This is a genomic window from Methylocystis sp. IM3, from assembly GCF_038070105.1.
Taxonomy (GTDB): Bacteria; Pseudomonadota; Alphaproteobacteria; order Rhizobiales; family Beijerinckiaceae; genus Methylocystis.
This window is the reverse complement of sequence record NZ_JBBPBZ010000004.1, coordinates 256012-280621: the sequence shown is the minus strand read 5'-3', so window position 1 is coordinate 280621 and position 24610 is coordinate 256012. Positions and strand designations below refer to the sequence as shown.

Sequence of the window (24610 nt, the reverse complement as noted above, 5' to 3'; positions counted from 1 at the left end):
TGGATCGATGAGTATTCGCCCACTGCGAGAGCGATGGCCATCTCGGGCGGCGCGATAAAGAGCCCGAGGATCTCAGCGACCTCACAGTGAACGTAGGATCCTTGCTCACACATCGCAGTGCGCTATGGCGGCGAGCGGTCAAGCCCACGATCCGAGTCTTGAAGGCTTAACGATAACCCCTTGTCATTCGATACTATCGATCGCAGGACCGATCGGGAACATCGTGACAAATTCTACGATTTTCGACGTAAGGTTTTTCCTTCTCTGCGCATCTAAGGGTTGGCTGCACAAAAAGTCTTGCCAGACCAATCTGAAGGTCCGGCTAGGCATTTCAATTCTTCTGCCGCGCGCCTGTAGCAGGAGTGTCGATGCAATGGCATCGGGTGAAGCTGGGACTGAAGAAGGTTCGGAGGGGAGACGAATTTACTTTAATTGTCGGCCTCCGCTCTGACGACAACAAATGAGGACCATCAAATGAAATATCTCCTTGTAATTCTGTTCATTTTCAGTGCGACACCTAACGCCGTCGCTTTCCCAGCGCACCACTCCGCCGGGCGACCACATTTTCATGCACAACCTGTATCGCCTCAGTCCACAAATGCGCAAACAACGAGCAGTTATGAGGAATATTTGCAAGATCGACGGGAAGGACAGGGTCTGATTCCTATTGCGAACCAGCATTTAAGAGGATTACTTTTTGTACTTGGTGGATTGGCCGGCCCGATCGCATTCCTGTTTGCCGCGCCTTAACGCATAATGTGCATTCGTCGGTGAAACAGTGATTTAGAGCCAACACGCGCTAGTCCTCATGCTCCGCGAGAGCATTCACCGAAATTGAACTCCCCTTAACGTCTCGGCCGTCCAATCATCCCACCATGAACATCAAAGCAACTCGCGATGGTGTGATGACGGGGGGCGCATAAACTGATCGTGCCCCCCACTTCTATCTTAACGAGAGAGTGAAACAAGTGGCGCTTTTCGATTTCAAGGTCGCTGGTTTTCGTAAACGACGAATATCGCCAGAAACGTCGGCAACCTGCCTCCCGACTATCAGTAAATCATGATCCAAGTTTCGCATTACAGGCCAACTGGAACCGACGTCGATGAAATTGACAAATGAGGAGCGGACCAAGCTCCAAGCTTTGACGCACTCGCCCAGATCGAAACGTTCACACGCGTTTGAGGGCGCAAATTATGCCCACGGCGGCTGAGGACGCCGTTACCCGAGCGATTAGTCGGCCGCTCGGGCGCACGACCAGCAGGGCGTTGAAATGGCGCCTGCGCTATGCCCACGATCACCTGGCCGGTTTTTGCGGAAGTGCAGGGTCCACTGCGTTCATCGAGGTTCTTCTATTTTTGTGATCAAGTGGGCTTTGTTAGGCCGTGTGGACGGATTTGACCCAGACGAATGCGCAAGCGAGTTGGCTGCAATTTTGTTGTCTTGCGATAGGGAATAGCAGGCGCAATTCCCCGTGCTCTCGCAACTTCGCGGTTCGCCTTGGCGTCATAACCCTTATCTGCGACAACTGCTCACGGTTTGATATCTGGGCCTATATCGAGCAGGGTTTGAAAATGGCGGCTGTCACTGGTTTCGCCGCCGGTCAGATCGAAAGCGACGGGAGACCGTCCAGGTGCGTCTTGATATGAATTTTGGTCGAGAAGCGTCCGCTTGAACGTCCAAGCGCTTGGGTTTCTTGCCCCCTTTTGCCCCAGCCGCCGAGACGTGGGCGCGGACGACGGTCGAGTCGAAGATAACGACGAGATGCGCTGTTGCGCTGTTGTCTGCCAGAGCCTCGAAAAACCCGGCACCTACGATATGTAATAGCCATCTTGACGTGGCATTGTAAATGCTTTTTCCGCGAGTCGGAAGCTCTCAATTCGGTCAGAGTGAGCATGAGACGTTTCGATGCTCACTTATGCGGGGTGACGCGACGAGAGACCACACAAAGCGGGAACTTGCTCACTTCCTAGAAGCGGCGCCAGACTCTCGTTGAGATTGCTTTCGCGTCTACCAACAGGGATCAACATTGACTCCTCGTCGTTGTCTCAAGCCCCATCTTGCGGCGAAAGCCGATGGGATAAGCCGGTAATGGCAAACGCGTATATTCCAGACTGAAAATGCCTGGTGAGGACGTCCTCGATCAGACGAGCTGCCGTTTTTCCAAAATGAGGTTGGAAAGGGTCAACATGCAAGCGTTCATGTATCCCTCCTCTCGGCTTCCCGTCCGGCGGTCACCCTGACTCGCGATCAAGGCGACGCGAGGACAATTGTCTAAAATTGCACGTTTTCTCAAATTTGCGAGACGCTCGCTATTTACATGCATATCATACCATGATACATCGCTGCGATTGCTAGGGGCGCGCTATCGTGCGCGATATGGGGACACAGGCTCGGAGCGGCGTATGAGTGATTTCCTTACGAAGTCGGCGGCGAGAAATATTTTTTTCGGTGGGTCGGCATTCTTTTTTGTCGTCTTCGCGGCGTTGGTCGCCCAAACGCACCTTTATGCAAAGTCCACGTCGACCGACGCGCCATCCCTGACGTCCGCTGTCGAACGCGGCAAGCGGATCTGGGAAAAACACGCCTGCATCAACTGTCATACGATTCTTGGCGAGGGCGCCTATTTCGCGCCCGAAGTCGGCAATGTCTTCATACGGTACGGCGGCGATAAGGACCCTCAGGGCGCGCGCGACGCCATAAAAGGCTGGATGCAAGGCCAGCCAAGTGGCGTGGCGGGCCGCCGACAGATGCCGCAATTCCACCTCGACGATCAGGAACTCGACGACCTAGTTTCGTTCCTTGAGTGGGTCAGCCGCATCAAGACTAACAACTGGCCCCCGAACAAAGCCGGTTGATCCTTCCGCTCTACCACGCTAATCGGGAAAATCCGATGAAATACGAAACTCAAGCGATCGCAAAATGGTATTGGCTGGCGGCCATCGCGCTGTTCGTCGTGCAGGTTGTCGCCGGCCTTTGGGCGGGATTGATCTATATCCAGCCGAATTTTCTTTCCGAGATGATGCCTTTCAACATCGTTCGCATGGTACATTCCAATGCGTTGATCGTGTGGCTCCTCCTCGGCTTCTTCGGCGCAGCCTATTATCTCATTCCCGAAGAATCCGAGCATGAAATTCATTCGCCAATCCTCGCCTATGTCCAACTCACTATCTTGCTCATCGGCGCGCTTGGCGCCGTGATCGGCTATGTCTTTCGCATTCACGAGGGGCGCGAATTTCTCGAGCAGCCGCTGTGGGTGAAGCTCGGCATAATCGTCGCCGCGCTCATTTTTCTCTACAATGTTACGTTCACCGTGCTCGCGGGCCGCAAGACGGCGATTACCAACGTGCTGCTGCTCGGTCTGTGGGGCGTCGCGGTCTTCTTCCTGTTCGCGCTCTACAACCCCGCCAATCTCGTGCTTGACAAAGTCTATTGGTGGTGGGTCGTCCATCTCTGGGTGGAGGGCGTTTGGGAGCTGGTGATGGCCTCTGTTCTCGCCTTCATCATGCTGAAACTCACGGGCGTCGACCGCGAGGTGATCGAGAAGTGGCTTTACGTCATCGTTGCTACCTCGCTGTTCACCGGTATCATGGGCACCGGGCACCACTATTTCTGGATTGGCACGCCGGGATACTGGCAGTGGGTCGGCTCGATCTTCGGGTCGCTTGAGGTGGTTCCCTTCTTCGCTATGGTCGTCTTCACGTTCATGATGGTGTGGAAAGGTAGCCGCAACCATCCCAATAAGGCGGCGTTGCTGTGGGCGCTCGGTTGTTCCGTGCTCGCCTTCTTCGGTGCGGGCGTATGGGGGCTGATGCATACGCTGCATCCGATCAACTACTACACGCATGGAACGCAGATCACGGCAGCGCATGGGCATCTCGCCTTCTACGGCGCCTATGTAGCTCTCAACCTGGCGATCATGACCTATGCCTTCCCGCATCTCTTCCGCGTCGCCCCCTACAATCAGGTGCTAAACATGGCGGCCTTCTGGATCATCTCCAGCGGGATGGCCTTCATGACCTTCACACTAACCTTCGCCGGCGTCGTGCAGACACATCTCCAACGCGTTATGGGCATGAGCTACATGGAAGTTCAGGATCAGTTGAGCGTCTTCTATTGGATGCGTTTCGCGGCGGGCATCGTCGTAGTCATAGGCGTGCTTCTCTGGGTCTATGCGATCCTGGGTCCCAGAAAGGAAACGAGCGTCGCGCATGGCGTTCTCGCCCCGGCCGAATGAGGTGGAGCTCATGAAGGCGACGACGTCAAACCAGTCGATCCACCACAGCATCCCCTACTACCGTCCAGTTGGCGATGAATGCGAATTGTTCGAACGGGCCTGGCGTCATCGCTTGCCGCTTCTGATCAAGGGGCCGACAGGATGCGGCAAGACGCGTTTTGTCGCCCATATGGCGGCGCGCATGAGAAGCGAACTGACCACCGTCTCCTGCCATGACGATCTGGCGGCGGCGGACCTTACTGGCCGCTGGCTGATCCGCGGCGGCGAGACGGTATGGCAGGACGGGCCATTGACTCGGGCCGTGCGCAACGGCGGGGTCTGTTATCTCGACGAGCTCGTAGAGGCGCGCAAGGACGTCACTGTGGTCCTGCATCCGTTGACGGACGATCGCCGCATCCTGCCGCTGGAGCGCACGGGCGAGACATTGGTCGCGTCCGATGGCTTCATGCTCGTCGTCTCCTACAATCCGGGCTATCAGAATATTCTCAAAAGCCTGAAACCCTCGACACGACAGCGTTTCGTCGCGATTGAATTCGGTTTTCCGCCGCCGAAGATCGAGGCGGAAGTCGTCGCGATGGAGAGCGGCCTGGATCTCGCTCGCGCCGAACGACTCATCGCGCTCGCAGGTCACACCCGCAATCTGAAGGGACGAGATCTGGAAGAAGGCGCCTCGACGCGGCTCCTCATCTATTGCGCGACGCTCATCGCCGCCGGCACGCGCATCGACGACGCCATCCGCGTTGCGATCATCGAGCCGCTGACAGACGATCGTGAGGTCAAGCGTGGACTCACTGATCTCGTTGTCGCAGTTTTCGGCTGAGGAAACTGAGCATGCCTTTCCCGCGCTTCTGGGAGCCGGAGGAAAGGGTCGGCGAGATCTGGAATGATCTCGTGCGCGAGATCGGCTCCGAGGCGTGCTTCGCCGACTCGGAAGTTTCCTTTGATGAGATGCGCGGACCGGCCAACATCATCTTCCGCGCGCTTGGCGGCCCCGAGGGCGTCGATCTGCTTCCGGTCGCGACCGACATTTCAGCAAATCGCCTCACTCGACGGGCCCGCCTATCGCATGACGTCGATCGTGTGACGCACGCCCAATATGACGGCCAGCGGCTCGCGTTACCTCCCACGGTCTCGCTATTCGAGGATGCGGCGCTCTCCCGGGGCCTTTACCGCTGGCTCGCCGCCCTCGCGGCCTTTATGCGAGCGCCCGCGCAACCGCCAGCCGACCCGCTGCAACGGGATATAGAAATGTTGCGGGAGTCGCTGCGCGCCGAAAGCGCGGTGCTCGCCTGCTGCCCGGGTCTGCTGCAGCTGCGCGCTGATCTCGGCTCGGCGCTTCTTGAGGTTCGTCCCGCGCCGTTGCTGCCCTCGCCGGAAGCCGAACTCGAGCAGGCGATACGCGCTTTGCTCGCGCAGGAAGATGGAGGCGGGGCGCCGATTGCGGCGGCGATCCGCGATCCCGCCGCGGCGATCGACGCGTATCACGCCGACGCAGGTTACCGGCCGTTCCGACCCGTGGCGCTCTGGCCCCTGCTTTCGGCTCCTCGTCCGGCAGACACGTCGAGCCCCGGGGAGGATAGCGCGGCGCAGAACGCGGCGTCGGCGCAGGACGGCGAGAAGATGCTGAAAGCGATCCGCCGCAAGGCCGAGCAGGCGGATCGCAAGGATAGTTTCATCCTCCACCGTTTCGAATCGATCTTGTCCATGATCGATTTCCTCGACATCAACCGGACCGTGGACGACGATGAAGAGGACAATGCGCGCAAGGCGACCGAGGATCTCGACGAAGCATCCCTCGCCAGGAATTCGAAATCCGCGAAGACGAAACTGAAATTTCACCTCGATCTCGCGCCGCGCGACGTGGAGAGATCGTCACTTCTAGGCGAATGGGTTTATCCCGAGTGGGACTGGAAATCCGGTTGCTATCTTCCAAATCACGCGCGTGTGGAAGAAAGGCTTGCCGCGGAAGCGCCGACCGAGCCGCTCGAGAAGCCCGCGACCCGGCGTCGCATCGCGGCTGTTCAACGGCAGTTCGAAGCGCTGCGCCCGCGTCGGCGCATCCTGCGGCGGCAGCCTGACGGATTAGATCTTGATATAGACGAGGTAGTGCGCGCGCATTGCGACTTCCTTGCCTCCGGAGAAACCGAAGAGCGCATTTATTGCGCCATCAGGAATGACGAGCGTGATCTCGCGGTGGCTGTTCTGTTCGATTCGTCGCGCTCAACCGAAAGCATCGCTTCAGGCCGGCCGGTGATCGACGTCGCGCGAGAGGCGGTCGTCGCGCTGGTCGGCGGCGTCGAAGCCTGCGGCGACCAAATTTCCGTCCACGCTTTTTCCTCGCTCAAACGCGAACGCGTGCTCGTCGAACGGGTCAAGGACTTCGACGAGAGATGTGACGAGACGGTGCGTCGCCGCATCATGGGTCTAACGCCAAAATTCTATACGCGGCTCGGCGCCGGCGTCCGCCATATCTCGGCGCAGCTCGCGAAACGCGCAGCGACGCGTCGGCTGCTTCTCGTCATCACTGATGGTAAGCCCAACGATCTCGATCATTACGAAGGGCGTCACGGGGTCGAGGACACGCGCCGCGCCGTGATGGAAGCTCGGCGGCTGGGCCAGGCAGTCTTCGCCATTACAGTCGACGCGAAAGCGCAGGACTACGTGCCTTATCTCTTCGACCAGAACGGCTTCGCCATCGTGCCTGACATCTCACGGCTCGTGGAGGCGCTTCCAATGATGTATCGCCATGTCGTCGCCTGACGCGCGCGCGCCCGACGAAGACGGTCTGTTTGACGGGCTTCCCGGCCATCCGATGATGTTGCCGCTCACCGTATCGGAACCCCCTCGTCTTCGGTGGCACGCTCGACCGGGCGCATCGCCGCCGGCGGAGGTTTGCGACTGCGCAGGACCGACTCGAACGGCTTACCGGCGCGCCAACGTCTTCGTGCTGGTCTCAAGCGGCCTTTTCGCGGCTGGTGGAGGCGGCCCGTGACCCTGACGCTCGCCTCGTGCGCTGGAAACTTGCGGTCGCGGTAGCGTTGGACGTCGTCTTCCTCGTCTTCAAGATTTCCGAATATACGTCCGTGGTCGAGGCCGGGATCGGCATGGACAGAGGAGCGTTCTACATCCGGAACATAGACGTCGCGGTTATCCTCGCCGTCTCGGGGACGAGTCCTATTGATCCCGTCAATGAAATTCTGTGGAAGGCAGAGCATTTCTCTTCATGGGACAAAAAAGGGCTTCGAAGGTGGATCACAGTATGATATACGTCCCACTGTGAGATCATGTATCAAGCGTGACCGACAACAACGATTGGGAAGGAGATATGAAAGCGATTCCCGACGCGTATCAACTCTGAGGTGTTGCGTAACGCCGCAGTAGGTTTCGCCTGATTTTTTGTTGAGGGCATTCTCGGTAACTCCGCGATCAATATATGTTCGTAATTCTTCGAATGAGGATGGGTCGTGAGATCGTTGGCGTATGTCTTCTCGCCCCTGAAGCGCGCCGACGTAAAAGTAGGCGGATGCATTCGGTGCATCCGCCTACCGTTTTTCGGGCGAGCTCAGGTTCGGCGGAAGAGTGTCGCTATTATTCGAAAAATATGTGGTTGTACGATCAGACGCCGTCAGCTGATCAAAAGGTCGACGCCTGTCGTAAACAGAGGAGATGAATGATGGAACCATGCGAATATCTTCTGATGTCGGAACGCTTAGCCCGGATTTCTCGCGTATGAGAAGTCCGGGCTAGCAGGGCCCACTCGCGCTCGTTTTGCGGAGTTCTTGCTAAATCGGAACCCGCGACTGAAGGCAAGCTCCGACAGAAGAGTTTAATTACCAATATTGGCAGGTATATTCAAAAGTTGGGTTTGGCTTATGTATTTTTCTAGCATTTGATCTTTGTAGTCTCGGAAGAAACCTTATCGAAAGGATAAGCCGAGCCGTTCAAGCCAGGATTGCGCAGCGTTGGAGATTCCAAATGCGCAAGATGCAGAGAATCGAACTTATCTATTACAGGTTACACCTTAGCGGCGAAGTCTTTCGTAAATGGACGAACCAGCGCACGCTTCAAGCTCAACTAGTTACGGTTAATGGTATGTGGAAGTCTCCAATCGCGTCCTTGGCAGAGTGCCTATAAAAAGATGCCATGTCGCTCACCGCTACTGCTGCGGGGAGAACTAAAGGAAATGGTCGGGGCGGAGCCGCTTGTTGCAGGTGGAAAGGAGCCATTGGCTTATTGCCTAAGATGTGTTGATGTCAAACTGATCCAGGCCAATGACGCGACGCCACGGCAGGCTTTGGAGTTGTTGCCTTTCATATTTTTTGAATATGGAGCAAGAACCATGCGCCTAATTCTAATGGACAATAATTCGGGCTACATCTGTGGCGACACGGCGGTCTATCTCGCCGGCTCACCGGAATGGCGCGACAATGCCGAAAGTAGACGGGAAGCAGAAACATTGTCGCTTCTCGCGTCCCGTCTACTCGACGAAGGCAACGGCGTTCACGGACGCAGTTATGAGTTTATGGGCGCAAACCCCCACGTTACTTCGAGCGGTTACCACATCTATCGCGCTGATGTTAGCGGGGTTGACGTTATCCCCATCGTGCGGAACGGACGGGACGGAGCGATTATCAATGCCGTTGCGGCAAACTGTCATTACATCGGCTTTGTTCGGTACGCTTAAGAGAGGGTATCCAACGGCGTTCGCGGATCAAGAAGCCTTGGAGCCTCAGGGCTGTTCAGGTCTCTGATCTATGAGAGCGGGTTTAAGATTCCCGGCGAGCCAGATGTGTGAATTTATAGGCGACAACCCGAATCGGAGGTTGTCGCATGCAGGTGACGCTGCTGGAGATTTTGCGCGAGATACCTGACTATCGTCGCCGGGAAGGCAAGCGTTTCGATTTGTCGACGGTGCTGCTCTACGCCATCCTCGCGATGGTCGCCGGCACCAACTCCTATCGGCAGATGCACGAGTTCATTCGCATTCACCGCCTACGGCTGAACGACGCCTTTGATCTGGAGCTGCCTTGTACGTCGTCCTACACCGGCTTGCGGCTAATCCTGCGAGGCGTCGATCCGAACGCGCTGGAGGCGGCTTTTCGGTGCCATGCCGCAGACGTGCTGACGCCGCCCGTTGAGTCAGGGCTGACCGCGATCGCCGTCGATGGCAAGACGCTACGCGGTAGCTTCGACGCCTTTGCCGACTGCAAGGCCGCGCATATGATGTCGGCGCTGCGCCATGCCGACAGGATCGTGCTCGCGCATGTGATGGTCGCCGAAAAGAGCAACGAAATTCCCGCTGCGCCGGAGTTGATCGAGGCGCTGGGATTGACCGACTGCCTGTTCACCCTCGACGCCGAGCACTGTCAAAAAAATTGTTCCAACGCGTGATTGCCTCGGGCAATGATCTGCTGACGCAGGTGAAGGGCAATTAGCCCCGTCGTTAGCGCTGTTCTGACCGCACCTTCAAAACTGGAGCGACAGCTGCGAGTCTGATCTCCTGCAGGAGGTAAGGCTTGTGTCCAGACTTGATCATCGGCTTGACCCTAAAGGCGAGACTGTCCAGCGCATTGAAGTGATCACCGGCGGCGGGGAACGCCGGCGCCGATGGTCGGATGACGAGAAGGCGGAAGCCGTAGAGGAATCGTTGCAGCCTGGCGTGGTTGTCTCGCAGGTTGCCCGGCGGCGGGGTTTGAGCCCGCAGCAATTGTTCACCTGGCGGCGCGAAGCACGGCAAAAGGCGGCGGCTTCCGATGGGGTTGCCTTTGCGCGGGTCGTTGTTGAGCCGAGAGGGACAGCGCCGGCGGCGCTACGGTCGGAGCGCAAGGCGGTAACGGTGGGGGCGCATGTGGTCGAACTCGACGTTGATGGCGCGAGCGTTTGGATCTGGCGCGATGCCGATCTCGGCATGGTCACGGCCATTATCGACGCATTGAAAGCCCGGTCATGATCGGCCCGACTGGCGCGATGCGCGTGATGGTGGCGACGAAGCCGGTGGACTTTCGCAAGGGCGCCGAAGGTCTCGCCGCCCTGGTGCGTGAAACGATAAGAGGGGACCCTTTCGACGGGGCCATCTACGTTTTCCGAGCCAAGCGCGCGGATCGGATCAAGTTGATCTACTGGGACGGCACGGGCGTCTGCCTCTTCGCCAAGCGGCTTGAGGATGGCGAGTTTCGCTGGCCGAAGATCGAAGACGGAACGATACGACTCTCCGCGACGCAGTTTTCGGCTCTGCTCGAGGGGCTCGATTGGAAGCGCGTGCATACAAAAGAGACGCCGGCGCCGGCATTGCCCGGATGAGCCGCGACACAGTGAATCAGGGCGTCGAAGATCGTCGAAAGGCAGCGCGAAATATGGTCTTCTGCCCCCATGGCGCAGGCGATCGAGAAACTTCCCGACGACCCGAACGAGCTGAAGGCGATGCTTCTCGCCGAGCGGGCGCGCAACGAGCGCCTCGTTCAGATCATCAAGGAGATGCAGCGCCATCGCTTTGGGCGTCGCGCCGAGACGCTCCCCGAAGACCAAATGCTGCTCGCGCTCGAAGAGGTCGAGCAGACGGAGGCCGCCGCGGCCGCGGAAGTAGAAGCCGGCTCTGCGCCTGAACGTGAGAAGGCGGCCAGAAAGCGTCGTACGAACCGGGGCGCGTTGCCCGCACATCTCCCGCGCGTCGAGAGCGTCGTCGATATCGAGGACAAGGCCTGCCCCTGCTGCAAGGGCCTGTCGCACCAGATCGGCGAAGATGTTTCCGAGCGGGTCGATGTCGTTCCGGCGCAGTTCCGGGTGCTCGTGACGCGCCGGCCCAAATACGCCTGCCGGGCCTGTGAGGGTGCGGTGGTGCAGGCGCCGGCCCCGGCGCGACTGATTGAAGGCGGCCTGCCGACCGAGGCGACAGTCGCCCACGTGCTCGTTTCCAAATACGCCGACCATCTTCCTCTTTATCGCCAGGCCCAGATCTACGCCCGGCAGGGGATCGCGCTCGACCGTTCGACGCTCGCCGACTGGGTTGGCCGCGCCGCTTGGCATTTGCGGCCCCTGCACGAGCGCCTCCTGGAACACATCAGGTCTTCCACGAAAATCTTCGCCGACGAGACGAGGGCGCCGGTGCTCGACCCTGGACGCGGGCGCACCAAGACCGGCCAGCTCTGGGCTTACGCGAGAGACAATCGGCCATGGGGTGGCGCCGATCCGCCACTCGCCGTCTATGTCTATGCGCAAAACCGTAAATCCGAGCAGCCGCTCGCCCATCTCGCCGGCTTCGCAGGCGTCGTCCAGGTGGACGGCTACGCCGGCTATCGCGCGCTGGCGCAGAAGAACAGCGTGTCGCTCGCCTTCTGCTGGGCGCACGTCCGGCGCCGCTTTTACGAACTCGCGGCAGCGGGTCCTGCGCCGACCGCCAGCGAGGCGCTCGAGCGCATCGGCGCGCTCTATTCCATTGAAAGCCAAATCCGCGGTCGGGCTCCCGACGAGCGTCGTGATGCGCGACAGGAAAAATCTCGCCCGGTCCTCGCCGAGCTTGAACCCTGGCTGCGCGAGAGACTCGCGCTCATCAGCCAAAAGACGAAACTTGCCGACGCGATCCGCTATGCGCTGTCGCGCTGGGACGGGCTGACGCGCTTCCTCGACGACGGGCGCATCGAAATCGACTCCAACATCGTCGAGCGCACGATCCGTCCCATTGCGATGCGTGAGTCATTGTGCGCCCTTTCTTTAAGTATCTGGAAACATTGGAAGCGTGCCCGCGTCAACAGCGCGACACGGGCGACCTTTACGGGCCACCGCCATTTTCACCGGGTCCGACGCCAAGTCCTCGGCCCGTATTTGATGCGGGGCTCCGGCGACAACCTGCACCGCAGGAAGGACACCCGTTTTGATCAGGCGCCGAATCGTATGGTGTGTGACGCCTAACAGCTTTGCCGCCTCCCTCATGGTGAGCCATTCGCCGTCCTTTTCCGCCGATCGATAGGCATGGATTCCACGCACGCGTCGAACGGAAGCAACGCGATGCGCTGTCCAGGTTTTGCCTTGGCCTGTGGGCATGCCCATTCGATTGAGCGACGCGGCGATATGCTCGTCCGACCAGCGACCGGCCATGCTTCGCATGACCGCCAAAGCGTCCTCTGTCGTCGCGCAACCATGCTCGCCAGCCCGTGGTTTACGGACGCGCAGTTCGGAATGCTGACCGCCACGCCAATGAATCGTCAGCACGACCTCGCGCGCGTCGTCGTCGACGTCGACGATGATGTCGGCGATCAATGTCCGCAGCAGTTGTTGTCGGGCACGCATCGTTACGTTCGGCGCATGCCATGCTGCCGACAGATTATCCGCCAGGTTCGTGAAGGCGCTCGGGTCGACCTCGAGGACTGATGGCCGTTCCGCGGGCTGGCGCATCTCCAGTTCGCGGACACGCCGCAGCGCCGTCTCCCAGTTTTTTTCTAGTTGCGCGGCAATGAGACGATTGTCGGGATCGCAGGCCGCATAACGACGCTCGGCCAGACTTGCCTCATAGCGAGCCTGCTGCATTTCCATGTCCAAGATGCGTTGCTGGTCTTCCTGTTGTTCCCGGTGCATCCGCTCCGCCTCGAAAGCCGCCGCAATCGCCATTGGCTCCACCGCCAGCAACAACTCCCGGGAGACAGCCGCATCGACCCGCGGGCCGCCGAAGGTCATGCACCGTGGCAGCCCCATCATAAGGTTTGGTTTGTCGCAGCGATATACCGGCCGACTCTGAGGATTGCCCGTATATGCGACGCTCAGTCGCCGTCCGCATCGACGGCAAGTCATGATGCCTGACAAAAGCGCCTTGCCGCCCCGGCCAGACTTCGCGCCTCCGGCATGGCCGTAATTGTTGAGGGCGAGCTGCTTCTGGTTGCGCTCATATTCCGCCCACTGGATATAGCCTTCGTGATGATCCTTGATCATCACCTCCCATGTCCCGATCGGCTTGCCATGCCCGTAGCTCCGTCGCGCCCTTCCGTCGACAATGGAGGTGCGTTTCTCACTTTTCCCGTAAACGTAGACCCCGGCGTAGAAGGGATTCTTGAGAACGGCGATCACATTGCGGTAGCGGATAGGCGTCCAGTCGAAGCTCGTCATGCGGCGCTCATCTGAGGGACGTGGGAAGTGGATATGATCGGCTTTCATCGAGAGCAGAACTTGGCGCGCGCTGCCGAGTTCACGAAAGCGGACGAAGATGAGGCGAATGACCTCCTGGAGACGTCGATCGGGATCAAGGCCAAGCCCTGCTTCCCGGTGCCAGATGTAGCCGAACGGAACCGACAAGCGAAGCTCGCCCCTGCTGGCCTTGGACCGGGCGGCGTCCAACATCCTGGTGCGTAGCACGCCGAGTTCGAACTCGCTGATGCTGCCTTTCATGCCAAGGAGTAAGCGATCATTGGGGCGACACGGGTTATAGACCCCCTCGCCATCAATGACGCGGGCTTCGACAAGCCCACACAATTCAAGCAGATGATGCCAATCGCGACCGTTTCGCGCGAGCCTGGAAGCATCGAAGCACAAGACAGCGCCGACCTTCCCGGCGCACAGCCATGCCACCAAGCGGTCAAAGCCGGGGCGCGCCACCGTTCCGCTCGCCGACCGGCCGAGATCGTCATCGATGATTTCAACATCCACGAAACCGTGTTGGCGGGCGACATCGACCAGATCATATTGGCGGCGCTTGCCCTCCAGGTTGGTCATCACCTGGGATTGCGTCGACTGACGAACATAGACGACAGCTTTCTTCTTGAGGATGACCGCCGGAATCATTTCAGCACTTGTCATCGTCAAGCTCCTCTACGCTGAGGCCAGCCGCCTGCATGAGGATCTGAGCCAACGCCGAAATGATCTTGTCCCGCTCCGCGGAGCCCAGCCTTTCCAGCTTGTTGTTGTCGAATATCAGGGTCAGCTGCCGAGCCGGCTCCACCGCCGACGCTTTGGGAGATTGCATTGCCTTCCTCCGGAACGATCGCAACATCGCTCCGGCACCGTGCGGGATTGATCGCACCAATCAACAGTCGTTCCAGCTCGACGAGTGCGGCGAGATCGACGCGCGGGCCGCCAAAAGTCATTCCGGCGCAGATGACGGGATCAAGCATCCACCCCGCCATCGAGACCACAACGCCGGCTGGCCCCAGCACCTGAAGAAATTGCCCAGTTGCTCGCTGCTCGACACGACGGACGGCAACCTTGCTGCCAAAATACGGGTGCCACCGGTAATGGACTTCCAACTGCTGCCCGACATGGGCAGAATGAACGGGTAATGGCGCTCAATCGCAAGAACGCGCTCTTCGCCGGCTCGGACGAAGGCGCTTCATACTGCTCATCTGGCGATATCCTTATAAATCAAGAAGTTTTTGGAGCTGATTTTGAGATCTCGGACGCCGTCGGCGCCTCGCTTCGGCTTCACGACGGACACCGTCCTGCTGCACGTCGTCGTGCCGGATTATCAACGGCGCCCCGGGGCATAGTTGCTGAGCTGGGAGCACGCCGCTGGTGATCAACCGATAGACCGTCGCGCGACTAACTTGCAGAACGTCGGCTGCTTCGTCGAGCGTTATCTCGCCGCGCTCGACTCGTTCGCCTTCGCGATAGACGGGGATGTCGTTGGTGTTCCGGAGACCGCAGACATGGGCACGCGTCCACGCCGCGCCGCGCCCCGTCAATTTGCCGGAGCGATTTAATATGGCGGCGATCGCGTAGTCCGGCAGTTGCCGCGCCAGCACGCGAACGAGATCAACGACATCAGCGGCGACTGTCCAGCGGGTTTGCCCGACCTTGTTCTTCTTGACGGTCATCTCGGTATGATCGCCGCCCTGCCAGTGGATGACGAGAGCCAGAGTGTCACCGACGACGTCGACAACAATCTCTTCGATAAGCAGCCTGATTATCTTCTTGCGCGTCTCGATCGAAGCGCCTTGACTGTTCCACGCCTTGACCAAGTCCTTGCCAAGGGTCATCAGTTTTGCATGATCTTCGGCAGAGAGCGCAGGGGTCTCCTTCGCCCGATTGAATTGCTGGAGTTGCATCTCCAGATCGCGCAACTGCAGCAGCTTCTCGTTCCAGCGCCGCTCCAACTCGCCGGCGACCATGCGATTGTCGGGGTCGACGGCGTCGTATTGGCGACGCGCCCGGGCTGCCTCGTATTGGGCCTGTTGAATGGCGTTCTCGATCTGCTGGCGTTTGTCGCCTTGGCGCTCGGTCTGGGCCTCCATCGCAGCTAGCGCCGCCTCTATCCCCAGGGGTTGCAACCGGTCGAGCACTTCCTGGGCGACGTGACGATCAACGCGCATTCCGCCAAAGCCTATGCAGTTGTCGGCGGCTTTCGCGCTAAAGGCTCCGCGGCAGATATAGCGTTGCGTGTTGCCACCCTTGCCGGTGTATTGGATGTGCAGGCGTCGGCCGCAGCGGGCGCAGCGGAATAGTCCCGGTAACAAAGCTTCGCCGCGCCTTACGGAGCCACGGCCCATATAGCTCTTTCCATTGGCGTTGTCGGCAATCAGGTGCTGGTTCCTCTCGAACTCCGCCCAAGAAATATAGCCCTCATGGTGATCATGGATCAAAACCTGCCAGTCCTTCCAGTTGCGCCGGAGATTGTCGCGCATGATCCGCTTCCGGCCGCCTTCGATCGTCACACGGGTTCCTCGTCGGCCATAGGCGTAGGAACCGGCATACACCGGGTTGGTCAGGACGTGGTACAACGTGTGATATACAGGAGTTTTCCATTCGATCGGGCGGTTGCCGCGCCCTTGCATGATCGCGGGAACGAGCACGTTCTCCTGTCTGAACCAAAGCAGGACTTGGCGGACCGACTGGAGTTCGGCGAACTTGCGGAAGACGAGCAAGATACCGTCTTGAACACGCCGATCAGGATCTTTTTCGATTCGGTCGTCATCGGTCTTCAAGTAGCCGACGGCGACGGTCAGGTGGAGTTCGCCGCGGCGCGCCTTCTGGCGCATAGCCTCGATGGACCGCTGACGGAAGACCGATAGCTCCATCTCGCTCATGGTGCCCTTCATACCGAGCAATAGCCGGTCATTGGGCGAACGCGGATCATAGGCAGCATCTTCGTCGACGATTAGCGTGCCGACCAAGCCACAGAACTCAAGTAACGTGTGCCAATCACGGCCGTTCCGCGCCAGGCGTGAAGCTTCCAGTGACACGACAGCGCCAACGCGGCCTTCGCAGATCGCGGCCAACAGCTTCTGAAATCCCGGCCGGACCGTGCCGCCGCCTGATTTGCCGAGATCATCGTCGATGAGCTGGACGTCGTTCCAGCCCAGCTGCCGTGCTCGCTCGACCAAAGCGTACTGGCGCCGTTGGCTCTCGAGATTGTTAGCCACTTGGTAGGCGGTCGACTGCCGCACGTAAACGAAGGCGGCTCGTGCGAGGTGGTCGGGCGCGATTTTACTCATCGCTTGCCTCCTGCTTGGTCGTGACCGCTAAATTGCTCGTCGCTGTCGCCATCGCCTCGGTCAGCAATGCCTGGAGAAGCGCCACGGCCTTCTGCCGCTCGAACCCGGTCAACTCCACGGCCGGTGCGGCAGGTGTGGCGAACAAGTCCATTTGCGTGCGCGACGACTTCTTCATGGCCGATGCCTCCGGCGTCTCTGGTCCCGGGAGAATAGGCCATGAGGTGATCGACCAGCCCGCGTAGGAGGATGAGTTGGCCAATGGGAAGTCGCGGAACGGCTACAATCGCAGAGCCGCCGGCCGCCTGATCAAACATCCATTCAGGAACTTGGTAGGAACCGCCGTGCGACTGACGAATCAGGAAATAGCGAACACCGTCATGCACCTGGTCTCCCACGACCAGGACCGTCTGACCGACAAGCGGGTGGAAAGGATACCTGACCTCCGCTTCGAATGTCAGAAACCCGGCACTATGATCCCGGTTCTGATGGCGGGGCCGAGAACTGGGCGATCGTCGCCTCGCTCATGGAAACGTCCAAGCTCAATGGCGTTGATCCGCTCGCCTACATGACCGACGTGCTCACCAAGATTGTCAACGGTCATCTCGCGAGCAAGCTCGACGAACTCATGCCGTGGGCCTACGCGCCACCCGTCGAAATCAAAGACGTGGCCTGAAAACAGCGATTACGCCCCGTCTGCGCCGCAGGCTGGAACTCGGCGCCGTCGGCCGCAAGCCGAGCGGCTTTGCGAGAAGCGAAACCAAGGGTCGCAATCGTTGGGAAACACGCGAGTTGACCGTCTTTCCCGCCAAAGCGTGGTTCCGCCATACGCCGTGGGAGCCGTTCATCAAAACCGTGATTCGGCTACAGCGCACGGTCTGCCGGCGCGACCCTTCGACCGGCCTTTGCAGGCAAACCAGCGAGGTCGTCTTTTGGGTTTCTTCCGCTCATAGTCCAACACCAGAGCAATGGAACGAATGGATCAGAGGCCACTGGCGCATCGAAAACGGCAGTCATTACGTGCGTGACACGGCGTTTGCGGAGGACGCCTTGCGCATCCGCAAGAACCCCTACATTGTCGCGCGCCTGCGTTCCTTCGCTTATAATCTCCTACGTGCCGACGGCTGCGACAACATCAAAAACGCCAGGTGGCGCGCCGCCATCGACATCGACACCCTCTTCAAAACCGCTGGATTCTAAAAGAACTGAACAGCCCTGCTTGGAGCCTGTCTACGTTTCCGCATATGAAAGCGGCAGCGTTACGCTCCCGTGCTTGAACTGCCGGCCGCCTTGGAGCGAGCGATCGACCGAGACTACAGGGATATAAACGTTTTGCGTGCTTCGTCTTTTGCAACAAGAAGGCGACCTTCGCGAGCTGCGCGAATAAAAGTATCCCGACTTTGAGGCCAAGTATTTTCCTCTCTCTTTGAATAGTGGAACATAGGCGACTGGTCAGCAGTTTCCGACGCGCTCTGGCCCGCTTCAAAAGGGTCCCGCGGCGGGCGGCCAGCCGGGGCCCTATCGCAGGCATGGAGTGGTACGGACACGCCAACACCATTCTATTTTAGCGGCAACCACGGCGGGCTTGCCTGCCAGACCCACGGCGATAGCTTTCAATGAGCGAGCCATAGCAACTCCCGCCGCACCGCCTATTGGATGGACCTCCGGCAGGCTGGCGGCCGGGGGTCACATCGCCACGAAGCCCCGGAAAGCTTGGGCAGAGTCCTGTGCGCTCCGGAAAGACCCCGCTGAAGATGCGGCAAAGGTGTTTGAGCGCCTTCGCAGGGAGGGAGGCGACAATGGAGGGCGGCCCTCATCGCCATCGCCGACGAATTGTCTGGCGACCCTGACCTCGAGCCCGAGCCCGATTCGGTCGGACAGCGTGCTATTGTCTGGGCGTAACAGCCACCCGCCGTAGCGTTTCTCCGCCTGGCAGGCATGGGATCGCCAATTGTCCGACGACAGGGGAGAAAATCGCCACAGAGCGTAAGGGGCGGATGGTGGTTCCCCTTTGAGGGCACCGTCGTGATTGCCGGACGCGCTCGAATAAATTTTCGGGGTGTTCATCATCTGAGTTGACGACTTGGCTGGCGGACGACGCCTTTGGAAATACCACCCTTCAGTGTGTCAGTGCGAGTGCAGGTTGATCTCGACGATCGGCTCCTGCGCCATCATCGCCGCCTGGGCGGCGAACTGGGCGACGCTGCCGTCATCCTCGCCGAACTGCTTGAACCGCGCACGTACATAGCCCGATCGGTCGATCAGGAAATGAGCCTGCCCGATCTCGCTCGTGTAGGGCACGTTCGGATAGCGGTTTATGATTGAATAGGCTTTCTCGACCGCGGCCGGATGCAGCGCCTCTCGCCCCTTGGCCGCCTGGGGGCAATCGCCTGTATAAACGGTAACATGATTTACCCCCACGGCTTTGACAGCCTCGGCCGCCTTCAGAAGGCTCGCATCTAGTTGCTTCTTCTCTTCGCCGGTCGACGTGCAGCGAGCGAAGGAAAGAAGCGTCGGTTTGCCGCGCAGCTTGAAGAAGGTGGTGACCTCCTCCGTCGGATCCACCAAGGCGAAGTCCGGCGCGATGAGCCATTGAATCATCGCCTGTGGTGCGATGAAGCGCGACCGGTTCGTGCTCGACAGCATCAGCAGGTAGTTGATCATGTCCCAGCGATCATCGACGTCGAGAACGTTGCTGAAGCTTGGCATGGCTCCGCTCTGGCCGCCGAAGGTCAGCCAATGGAAAATATCCCCGATCGTATGGGTGCCAACATGCGGCGCCGTGAGGTCGGCAGGCTCTACCTTCAGGCCCTGCGCGTTCTTGAGGTCCTTGGACATGGGGCCGTTGCCCTCGCCCATGGGGCCATGGCAACCGACGCAGTTTTCCTGAAACGCCGTCATGCCGCGCGCCACCGACTCGGCCGTAAAATCCTGAGTCGGATCGTTATAGGTCTCCTCGTAAGCTTCGGTTGAAAAGGACACGGCCAGACAGAAGAGCGCCGCGATGGTCGCCACCGGGGTAGCGTAGAGGCGCTTCTCTCGCGTCGCCGGCGTCCACCAGACCAAAGCCGCCACGATCGCCAGCGCTCCCGCCGCGATCGCCCACCACCAGATCGGCGACGGGAAGGCGGGCTTCTGCCCCCAGGTCGCAATATAGGAGAGACGGAACGGCAGCGGCCAGTAGATATTCGTTTCATGCGAGGCCGGCGTGATCACGGCGATATAGCCGGCGATCGCCAGCAGCCCCAGGCCGAAGATCGCCTCAAGGCTGCCGACCTTCCCCACCCAGTCGACATTGAATCCGTCCCCGGCCGAGCGCCTGTGCATGTATCGCACAATGGCGAGGGCGCAGAGCAGGACCGTGCAGAGCAGAACAAGCTTCAGCGTGAGCAGCCGCCCGTAGGGCGTGGCAAGCATGTTCGGCACGCTGCCGACATTCTCGTACGCCATCGCGACGCCGGTCACGGCGACGAGGCCCACGGCGATCTTCGCCACCATCGACCAGCGTTCCGCGAGCTGTGCGGCGACTTCCGGCGGCTCCTTATGCGCGGTGAACATCCACCAGACGAGGCCGAGAAGACCCCCGAGCCATGTCAGTCCCGCCGCCGTGTGCAAGAGGAAGCTCGCCTGCGTCCATATCGGCAGGCCGTCGTCGATCGCATGGCCAGTGACCGAGACGACCGCAAGGATGCCGACGCCCGTCCAGAGCGTCGCGCGGTCGAGAAGGTCGGAGCTCATGAAAAGTCGGGCGATCGCCAGCGCCGCAAAGGCGAAGGCGACAATCTGTGTGAAAACCCAAGCCTTGCCGACGCTCGTGCCGAAGGTGAACTCCCAAAGCAAATTCGAGTCGACGGGACGGTCCGCGGGAACGATCGCTCGGGCGATCAAATAGAGAAGCGCGAATCCGAGCAGCGCGCGGAAGGCCGCCGCCGCCGCCACCGGGATTTTGAACCGTCCGCCATCTTCGCCGATGAGACGCGGGATGAGCAGCAGCCCAACCGCCAGCGCCGACGGAAGGCTTTCGAGGAAGCGTATGAATGCGAGAGAAAGATACATCGTCCGGTTTCTCGCTCGTGACCCGTTCCGCTTTTGAGTTAGGAGGACGCCTGTTCGGATCCCGTGTTTGGCAAGGCGCAGACAAGGGGCATCGAGCGCTCCCCTCACAAGGGAAGCCATCGCTGTTCGCCGCCGTCGAGGCTTCGCCATTTACTTGGGATCGACGGTAAACTCGTAATTCCCTTCGACCACATGTCTGTCGAGAGCACACGGATGACATCTCCCCGCAGGCGCGAAGCCTCTTTTCTTCCATCTGGATGCGCTCGCAATCCCAAAACCGACCAGAGTTGTGCAGACCTGTATATCGCCATACGATACACACGACAACAAGGTTCTATGGTTTGATCGCTTGCGGTTAACGCGCGAAGGCCGTCGGATTTTCCTTAAAGGGGCGTTCGTGCTTTCTTGGAAGTGGCAGTTTGGGTCCGCTGAGGCAATTTCCAGAAACCTCTGTCGTCCAGCGGCAATTACTGCGATGTTCAAGGACAATCGCGTTCATGGGCGGGTGTGTCCGTTCGTTGAGGCGAACGCCTTTTGAACGATGGCGGCGCGGCCGCTCTCTCTGTGATAACTCGTCGTGGGAAGGCGAGAAGGCTCAAGCACGCAACGGGTCCATCGGCATAGGGCAAGCTGCAGCATCGGAAGAAATTCCCTCCGCACGACGCCCCGGTTGAATCCTTCTTCCCCGGACAGGCTTGCCTCTGCGCTCGCCGTCCAACGCAACTGGTTTTAGCCAAGTAGCGCGCGATGTGCATGCCTGCGGCCCCCAGCGCCTGTTTATCGGCTTGCCGCGCGGGCGGTCATCCCGTAGGCGTTTAACCTCGATTCTGCGTTACCTGGAGGCAGCCAAGTCCGACTGACGCTTCCTTTGCTTCGGCGCTCCTTAACCGTATCGCGCCGATAACGAAGTTCATATTGCCACTGATCGACCCCTAAAAAGCAACGCTTGTATTTCGAGGGAGCGGCAATTATTTCGCACTCTGGAATTTCGGCGACAGAGTCGAAATGAGCTGGAAGGGCTAGGCAACGCGTCAAGCGCATCGCTTGCCTTCAACCCTCCAAAACGTGAAAAGGGAAACCCTATGGGCGCTATTCTTGAGTTGACCACCTATGCAGCTACGCCAGTCGGAATGGTGGCGATCGTCGCTATCGGCGCGGCGGCCTATTTCGCCGCGCGCTGGGTACTGGTTGATTGAAGTCGGATCACGGTCGACGACGCTCGTAACAAGCATCGGTCGCGAGATATTGTATTGATCGCGACCGACATTGGTTCCGGAGACGAGGGCGGCGCAGCATAACACGGGACGAAGAGTGCGTAAATCAATCGGATTACGTCACAACTGCACGACCTATTGCAAAACGCGACTGGCGTGATCTTTTGACCGATAGTCCCGTGATCTTACGAAAGCTCTCCTGCCGTCGCCCTGGAGTGAGGGTATAGGTCCTCGAACAATAAACTGGACTGATTTTGGTCGATTTTTGACGGGGAGGCATGAAGCAGTGGGGTCGCGCGCGCCGATGTGCGGGTCGCCCGCCGGCGACAGGGCAGGCGGCGGCAGTTCTTCGCCAGAAGACTAGCCGTTTGAAGTTATAGACGAGGCTCGCCATGCCGATTTTCACTCTGGCCCTGGCAATCCCGATGGTCCGGACGAACAGTCGGTCCTTCTGCTCGGCGAAGATATGCTCGTCGCGCGAGCGAACTTTCGACTTTTCCGCGTTGACGCGGGGCATGGCGTGGGGCATCGGCTTGCCCCTGGGCTTTTTGCGGTGGACGCGGCTGACAAAGCCGTTCTTCTCCATGAACTCTTCGTTCGCCGCCAACCGATAGGCCGTGTCCGCCCAGACGGACGGCGCCGTATTGGCCTAGTCGAGCAACCCTTCTAGCAGACGCGCGCCTTCATCGGCGGCAGCATCTGTCTCCGACCATTTTCGGTGAAGTCAAAACCCCGGACGATTGCGATAAAGGTTCGGGTAACCGAAGGTCGGAACGGCGATGTCGACAGGAGGCTTGGTTCCGTCCGGACGCTCCTTCGCCTTGCTGAACTTGACGGTCCTGCGCGCATCTCGATCCTTTTGCCGTAGCTTGGCGGGTCTTTTCCGCCCAAGTCTCGGGAATGCGCTCCTCCTTAATCGTCTTCTTCTCCTCCTCCGTGTGGAGCTGCTTCGTCGAGGGGACGAGCGTGGCGTCGACGATCTGTCTCGACATTGCGATATAGCCAGAGGCCAGCAGCGCCGCATCGAAACGCGCGAAAAGCGGCTCGATGTTTCCCGTCGACAAACCAACGCCAAGCCCGTGGGGCTTGGTCGTCGTGAACGGTTCAAAAGCCTCGCTTTGACGGCTTCTGGCAGGCCGGGACCCGTGTCTGCGACATCAACACGGATCTTGCCCTCTTCGACGAACTGGGTCGAAGCTACCAGCTCGCGCTTCTGACTCCCTTGTTTCGATTCAATTGTGTTGCGCTTCTGGTTGACCGTATCCTGCTGAATTTGGATCGATAAGATCCTCACGAGTATTGTGGTGCGTCGCCGTTTGCACTCCACCCTCTTTGGCTAGGACGTTGAACCGCCCCGGGTTTGCCGGAGGCCATTTCGTTTGAGTCACGCCGCCATGCCGGGCTCGTCGATTTGCGCATAATAGCGCGCTTCTGCCTCGGCCGGAGGAATGTTCCCGATCGGCTCTAGCAATCTCTTTTTGTGAACCAGTCCACCCATTCGAGCGTGGCGAATTCGACCTGCTCGAGGCTGCGCCACGGTCCGCCCCTCCAGATCACCTCGGCTTTGTAGAGACCGTTGATCGTCTCGGCGAGCGCGTTGTCGTAAGAGTCGCCGACGCTGCGAACCGAGGGCTCGACGCCGGCGTCCGCGTGACGTTCGGTGTATTTTAAAGAGACGTATTGCACGCCGCGGTCCGAGTGATGCACGAGCCCGCCGCGAACGGGACGCCGATCGAACAGCGCCTGCTCCAGCGCATCGAGCACAAAGGGCGTCTGCGCCGAGCGCGAGACGCGCCAGCCGACGATTCGGCGGGCGAAAGCGTCGATGACGAATGCGACATAGACGAAACCCTGCCAGGTCGCGACATAGGTGAAGTCCGCCACCCACAGCCTGTTCGGCCGATCGGCCGCAAACTGGCGGTTCACCTTGTCCTGCGGGCGAGGAGCCTTGCTGTCGCTCACGGTGCACGACCCCCTGCAAGCCCATGCGTCGCATGAGCCGCTCGACCGTGCAGCGTGCGACATCTTCGCCCTCACGCCGCAATTGCCGCCAGACTTTCCGGGTGCCATAGACCGAAAAATTCTCCTCGAACACATGGCGGATATTCTCGCTGAGCGCCCCGTCGCGTCGGGCGCGCGCCGACAGCCTTGTCGCATCGCGCCGCTGCGCCGCGTGCGATCGATACGTCGACTGCCCGATCGGCAAAACCTTGCAGATCGGCTCGACCCCCGTGCGCTTCCTTGTTCTCGTCGATGAAGGCGATCATGATTTCGACCGGCGGTCGAGCTCCGCCTGAGCAAAATACGCCGAGGCCTTCCTCAGAATTTCATTAGCCTGCCGGAGTTCGCGGTTCTCCCGCTCCAGCGCCTTCAGCCGCGTCCGTTCGTCCGTCGTCAGACCAGCGCGCGAGCCGGCGTCACGCTCCGCCTGCCGAACCCACCCCCGCAGCGTCTCGCCGGTGCAGCCGATCTTCCCGGCAATCGAGGCGATCGCCGCCCATTGCGAGGCGTGGTCCCCCTGATGCTCCAGCACCATCCGAACCGCCCGCTTCCGAACTTCAGGTGAAAACCTATTGGATGTCTTCTTCTTCGCTTCCATAGCCCCACTCTCTCAAGAGTTGGGGCCTCCGGCAAACCCCGGGCGGTTCACGTCAATGAATTTGCACTCAGTGCGCAGCTGCTTGAGTTCGTGGGCCAA

The 24610-nt window shown here is 59.7% G+C and carries 17 protein-coding genes, 4 pseudogenes and 1 other annotated feature; of the genes and pseudogenes, 14 read left to right on the top strand and 7 right to left on the bottom strand.

Annotation, left to right across the window (positions count from 1 at the left end):
- The first annotated feature begins 474 nt into the window (after positions 1-474).
- The 11 genes and pseudogenes from WOC76_RS21500 to tnpC form a co-directional block, all read left to right on the top strand.
- The gene (locus tag WOC76_RS21500) at positions 475-750 is read left to right on the top strand and encodes a hypothetical protein (protein WP_341101894.1); all 276 of its coding nucleotides are present in this window, start codon (positions 475-477) and stop codon (positions 748-750) included.
- A 1653-nt stretch (positions 751-2403) separates the two neighbouring features.
- On the top strand, positions 2404-2856 hold the full coding sequence (locus tag WOC76_RS21490) for a c-type cytochrome (protein ID WP_341101897.1): 453 nt from the start codon (positions 2404-2406) through the stop codon (positions 2854-2856).
- A 35-nt stretch (positions 2857-2891) separates the two neighbouring features.
- The gene (locus tag WOC76_RS21485; RefSeq protein ID WP_341101899.1) at positions 2892-4235 is read left to right on the top strand and encodes a cbb3-type cytochrome c oxidase subunit I; all 1344 of its coding nucleotides are present in this window, start codon (positions 2892-2894) and stop codon (positions 4233-4235) included.
- Positions 4236-4245: 10 nt separating this feature from the next.
- Positions 4246-5055 (top strand): CbbQ/NirQ/NorQ/GpvN family protein, encoded by an 810-nt coding sequence (locus WOC76_RS21480; RefSeq protein ID WP_341102357.1) that lies wholly within the window; start codon positions 4246-4248, stop codon positions 5053-5055.
- 11 nt (positions 5056-5066) lie between these two features.
- The gene (locus tag WOC76_RS21475; protein WP_341387481.1) at positions 5067-6995 is read left to right on the top strand and encodes a nitric oxide reductase activation protein NorD; all 1929 of its coding nucleotides are present in this window, start codon (positions 5067-5069) and stop codon (positions 6993-6995) included.
- Between the two features lie 248 nt (positions 6996-7243).
- A complete protein-coding gene (locus tag WOC76_RS21470) occupies positions 7244-7498 on the top strand; it encodes a hypothetical protein (RefSeq protein WP_341431583.1) in 255 nt (84 codons plus the stop codon).
- Positions 7499-8418: 920 nt separating this feature from the next.
- A complete protein-coding gene (locus WOC76_RS21465; RefSeq protein ID WP_341101909.1) occupies positions 8419-8919 on the top strand; it encodes a hypothetical protein in 501 nt (166 codons plus the stop codon).
- Positions 8920-9065: 146 nt separating this feature from the next.
- Positions 9066-9626 carry an ISAs1 family transposase gene (locus WOC76_RS21460; RefSeq protein ID WP_341101911.1) on the top strand — a complete coding sequence of 187 codons (561 nt, stop codon included), beginning with the start codon at positions 9066-9068 and terminating at the stop codon, positions 9624-9626.
- A 184-nt stretch (positions 9627-9810) separates the two neighbouring features.
- Entirely contained in the window at positions 9811-10185 is a 375-nt protein-coding gene (tnpA, locus tag WOC76_RS24420; RefSeq protein WP_445730551.1) for an IS66-like element accessory protein TnpA, read from the top strand.
- Complete coding sequence (gene tnpB, locus WOC76_RS21450) at positions 10182-10535, top strand: IS66 family insertion sequence element accessory protein TnpB (RefSeq protein WP_341101915.1); 354 nt, start codon at positions 10182-10184, stop codon at positions 10533-10535. The genes tnpA and tnpB overlap by 4 nt, the downstream gene beginning before the upstream one ends.
- A 69-nt stretch (positions 10536-10604) precedes the next feature.
- A pseudogene (gene tnpC / locus WOC76_RS21445) lies at positions 10605-11963 on the top strand (IS66 family transposase); the annotation flags it as partial.
- Here tnpC and WOC76_RS21440 read toward each other — a convergent pair.
- Positions 11943-14015: a recombinase family protein gene (locus tag WOC76_RS21440; protein ID WP_341101918.1), complete on the bottom strand. Its 2073-nt coding sequence runs from the start codon at positions 14013-14015 to the stop codon at positions 11943-11945. The pseudogene tnpC and the gene WOC76_RS21440 sit on opposite strands and share 21 nt — an antisense overlap.
- A 65-nt stretch (positions 14016-14080) precedes the next feature.
- On the opposite strand from WOC76_RS21440, the gene WOC76_RS21435 reads away from it, so the two are divergent.
- Complete coding sequence (locus WOC76_RS21435) at positions 14081-14494, top strand: hypothetical protein (protein WP_341101921.1); 414 nt, start codon at positions 14081-14083, stop codon at positions 14492-14494.
- Positions 14495-14569: 75 nt separating this feature from the next.
- On the opposite strand, the gene WOC76_RS21430 is transcribed toward WOC76_RS21435, so the two are convergent.
- The 3 genes and pseudogenes from WOC76_RS21430 to WOC76_RS21420 form a co-directional block, all read right to left on the bottom strand.
- On the bottom strand, positions 14570-16645 hold the full coding sequence (locus tag WOC76_RS21430; RefSeq protein ID WP_341101923.1) for a recombinase family protein: 2076 nt from the start codon (positions 16643-16645) through the stop codon (positions 14570-14572).
- A complete protein-coding gene (locus WOC76_RS21425; protein WP_341101926.1) occupies positions 16638-16820 on the bottom strand; it encodes a hypothetical protein in 183 nt (60 codons plus the stop codon). Before WOC76_RS21425 ends, WOC76_RS21430 begins: the two co-directional genes overlap by 8 nt.
- Positions 16821-16875: 55 nt before the next feature.
- A pseudogene (locus tag WOC76_RS21420) lies at positions 16876-17103 on the bottom strand (DUF5372 family protein); the annotation flags it as partial.
- Positions 17104-17123: 20 nt separating this feature from the next.
- On the opposite strand from WOC76_RS21420, the pseudogene WOC76_RS21415 reads away from it, so the two are divergent.
- Together WOC76_RS21415 and WOC76_RS21410 are read left to right on the top strand one after the other, a co-directional pair.
- Positions 17124-17318 (top strand): annotated as a pseudogene (locus WOC76_RS21415) (transposase domain-containing protein); the annotation flags it as partial.
- Positions 17276-17842 (top strand): ISAs1 family transposase, encoded by a 567-nt coding sequence (locus WOC76_RS21410; protein ID WP_341101929.1) that lies wholly within the window; start codon positions 17276-17278, stop codon positions 17840-17842. The pseudogene WOC76_RS21415 and the gene WOC76_RS21410, both read left to right, overlap by 43 nt.
- Positions 17843-18769: 927 nt before the next feature.
- On the opposite strand, the gene WOC76_RS21405 is transcribed toward WOC76_RS21410, so the two are convergent.
- The 3 genes and pseudogenes from WOC76_RS21405 to WOC76_RS21395 form a co-directional block, all read right to left on the bottom strand.
- Entirely contained in the window at positions 18770-20698 is a 1929-nt protein-coding gene (locus WOC76_RS21405) for a CopD family protein (RefSeq protein ID WP_341101933.1), read from the bottom strand.
- Positions 20699-22027: 1329 nt separating this feature from the next.
- Complete coding sequence (locus WOC76_RS21400; RefSeq protein ID WP_341101935.1) at positions 22028-22498, bottom strand: hypothetical protein; 471 nt, start codon at positions 22496-22498, stop codon at positions 22028-22030.
- A 798-nt stretch (positions 22499-23296) separates the two neighbouring features.
- Positions 23297-24511: pseudogene (locus tag WOC76_RS21395) on the bottom strand (IS3 family transposase).
- Positions 24101-24221 (bottom strand) — a sequence feature (AL1L pseudoknot). (Overlaps the previous pseudogene by 121 nt.)
- Positions 24512-24610: the final 99 nt, after the last annotated feature.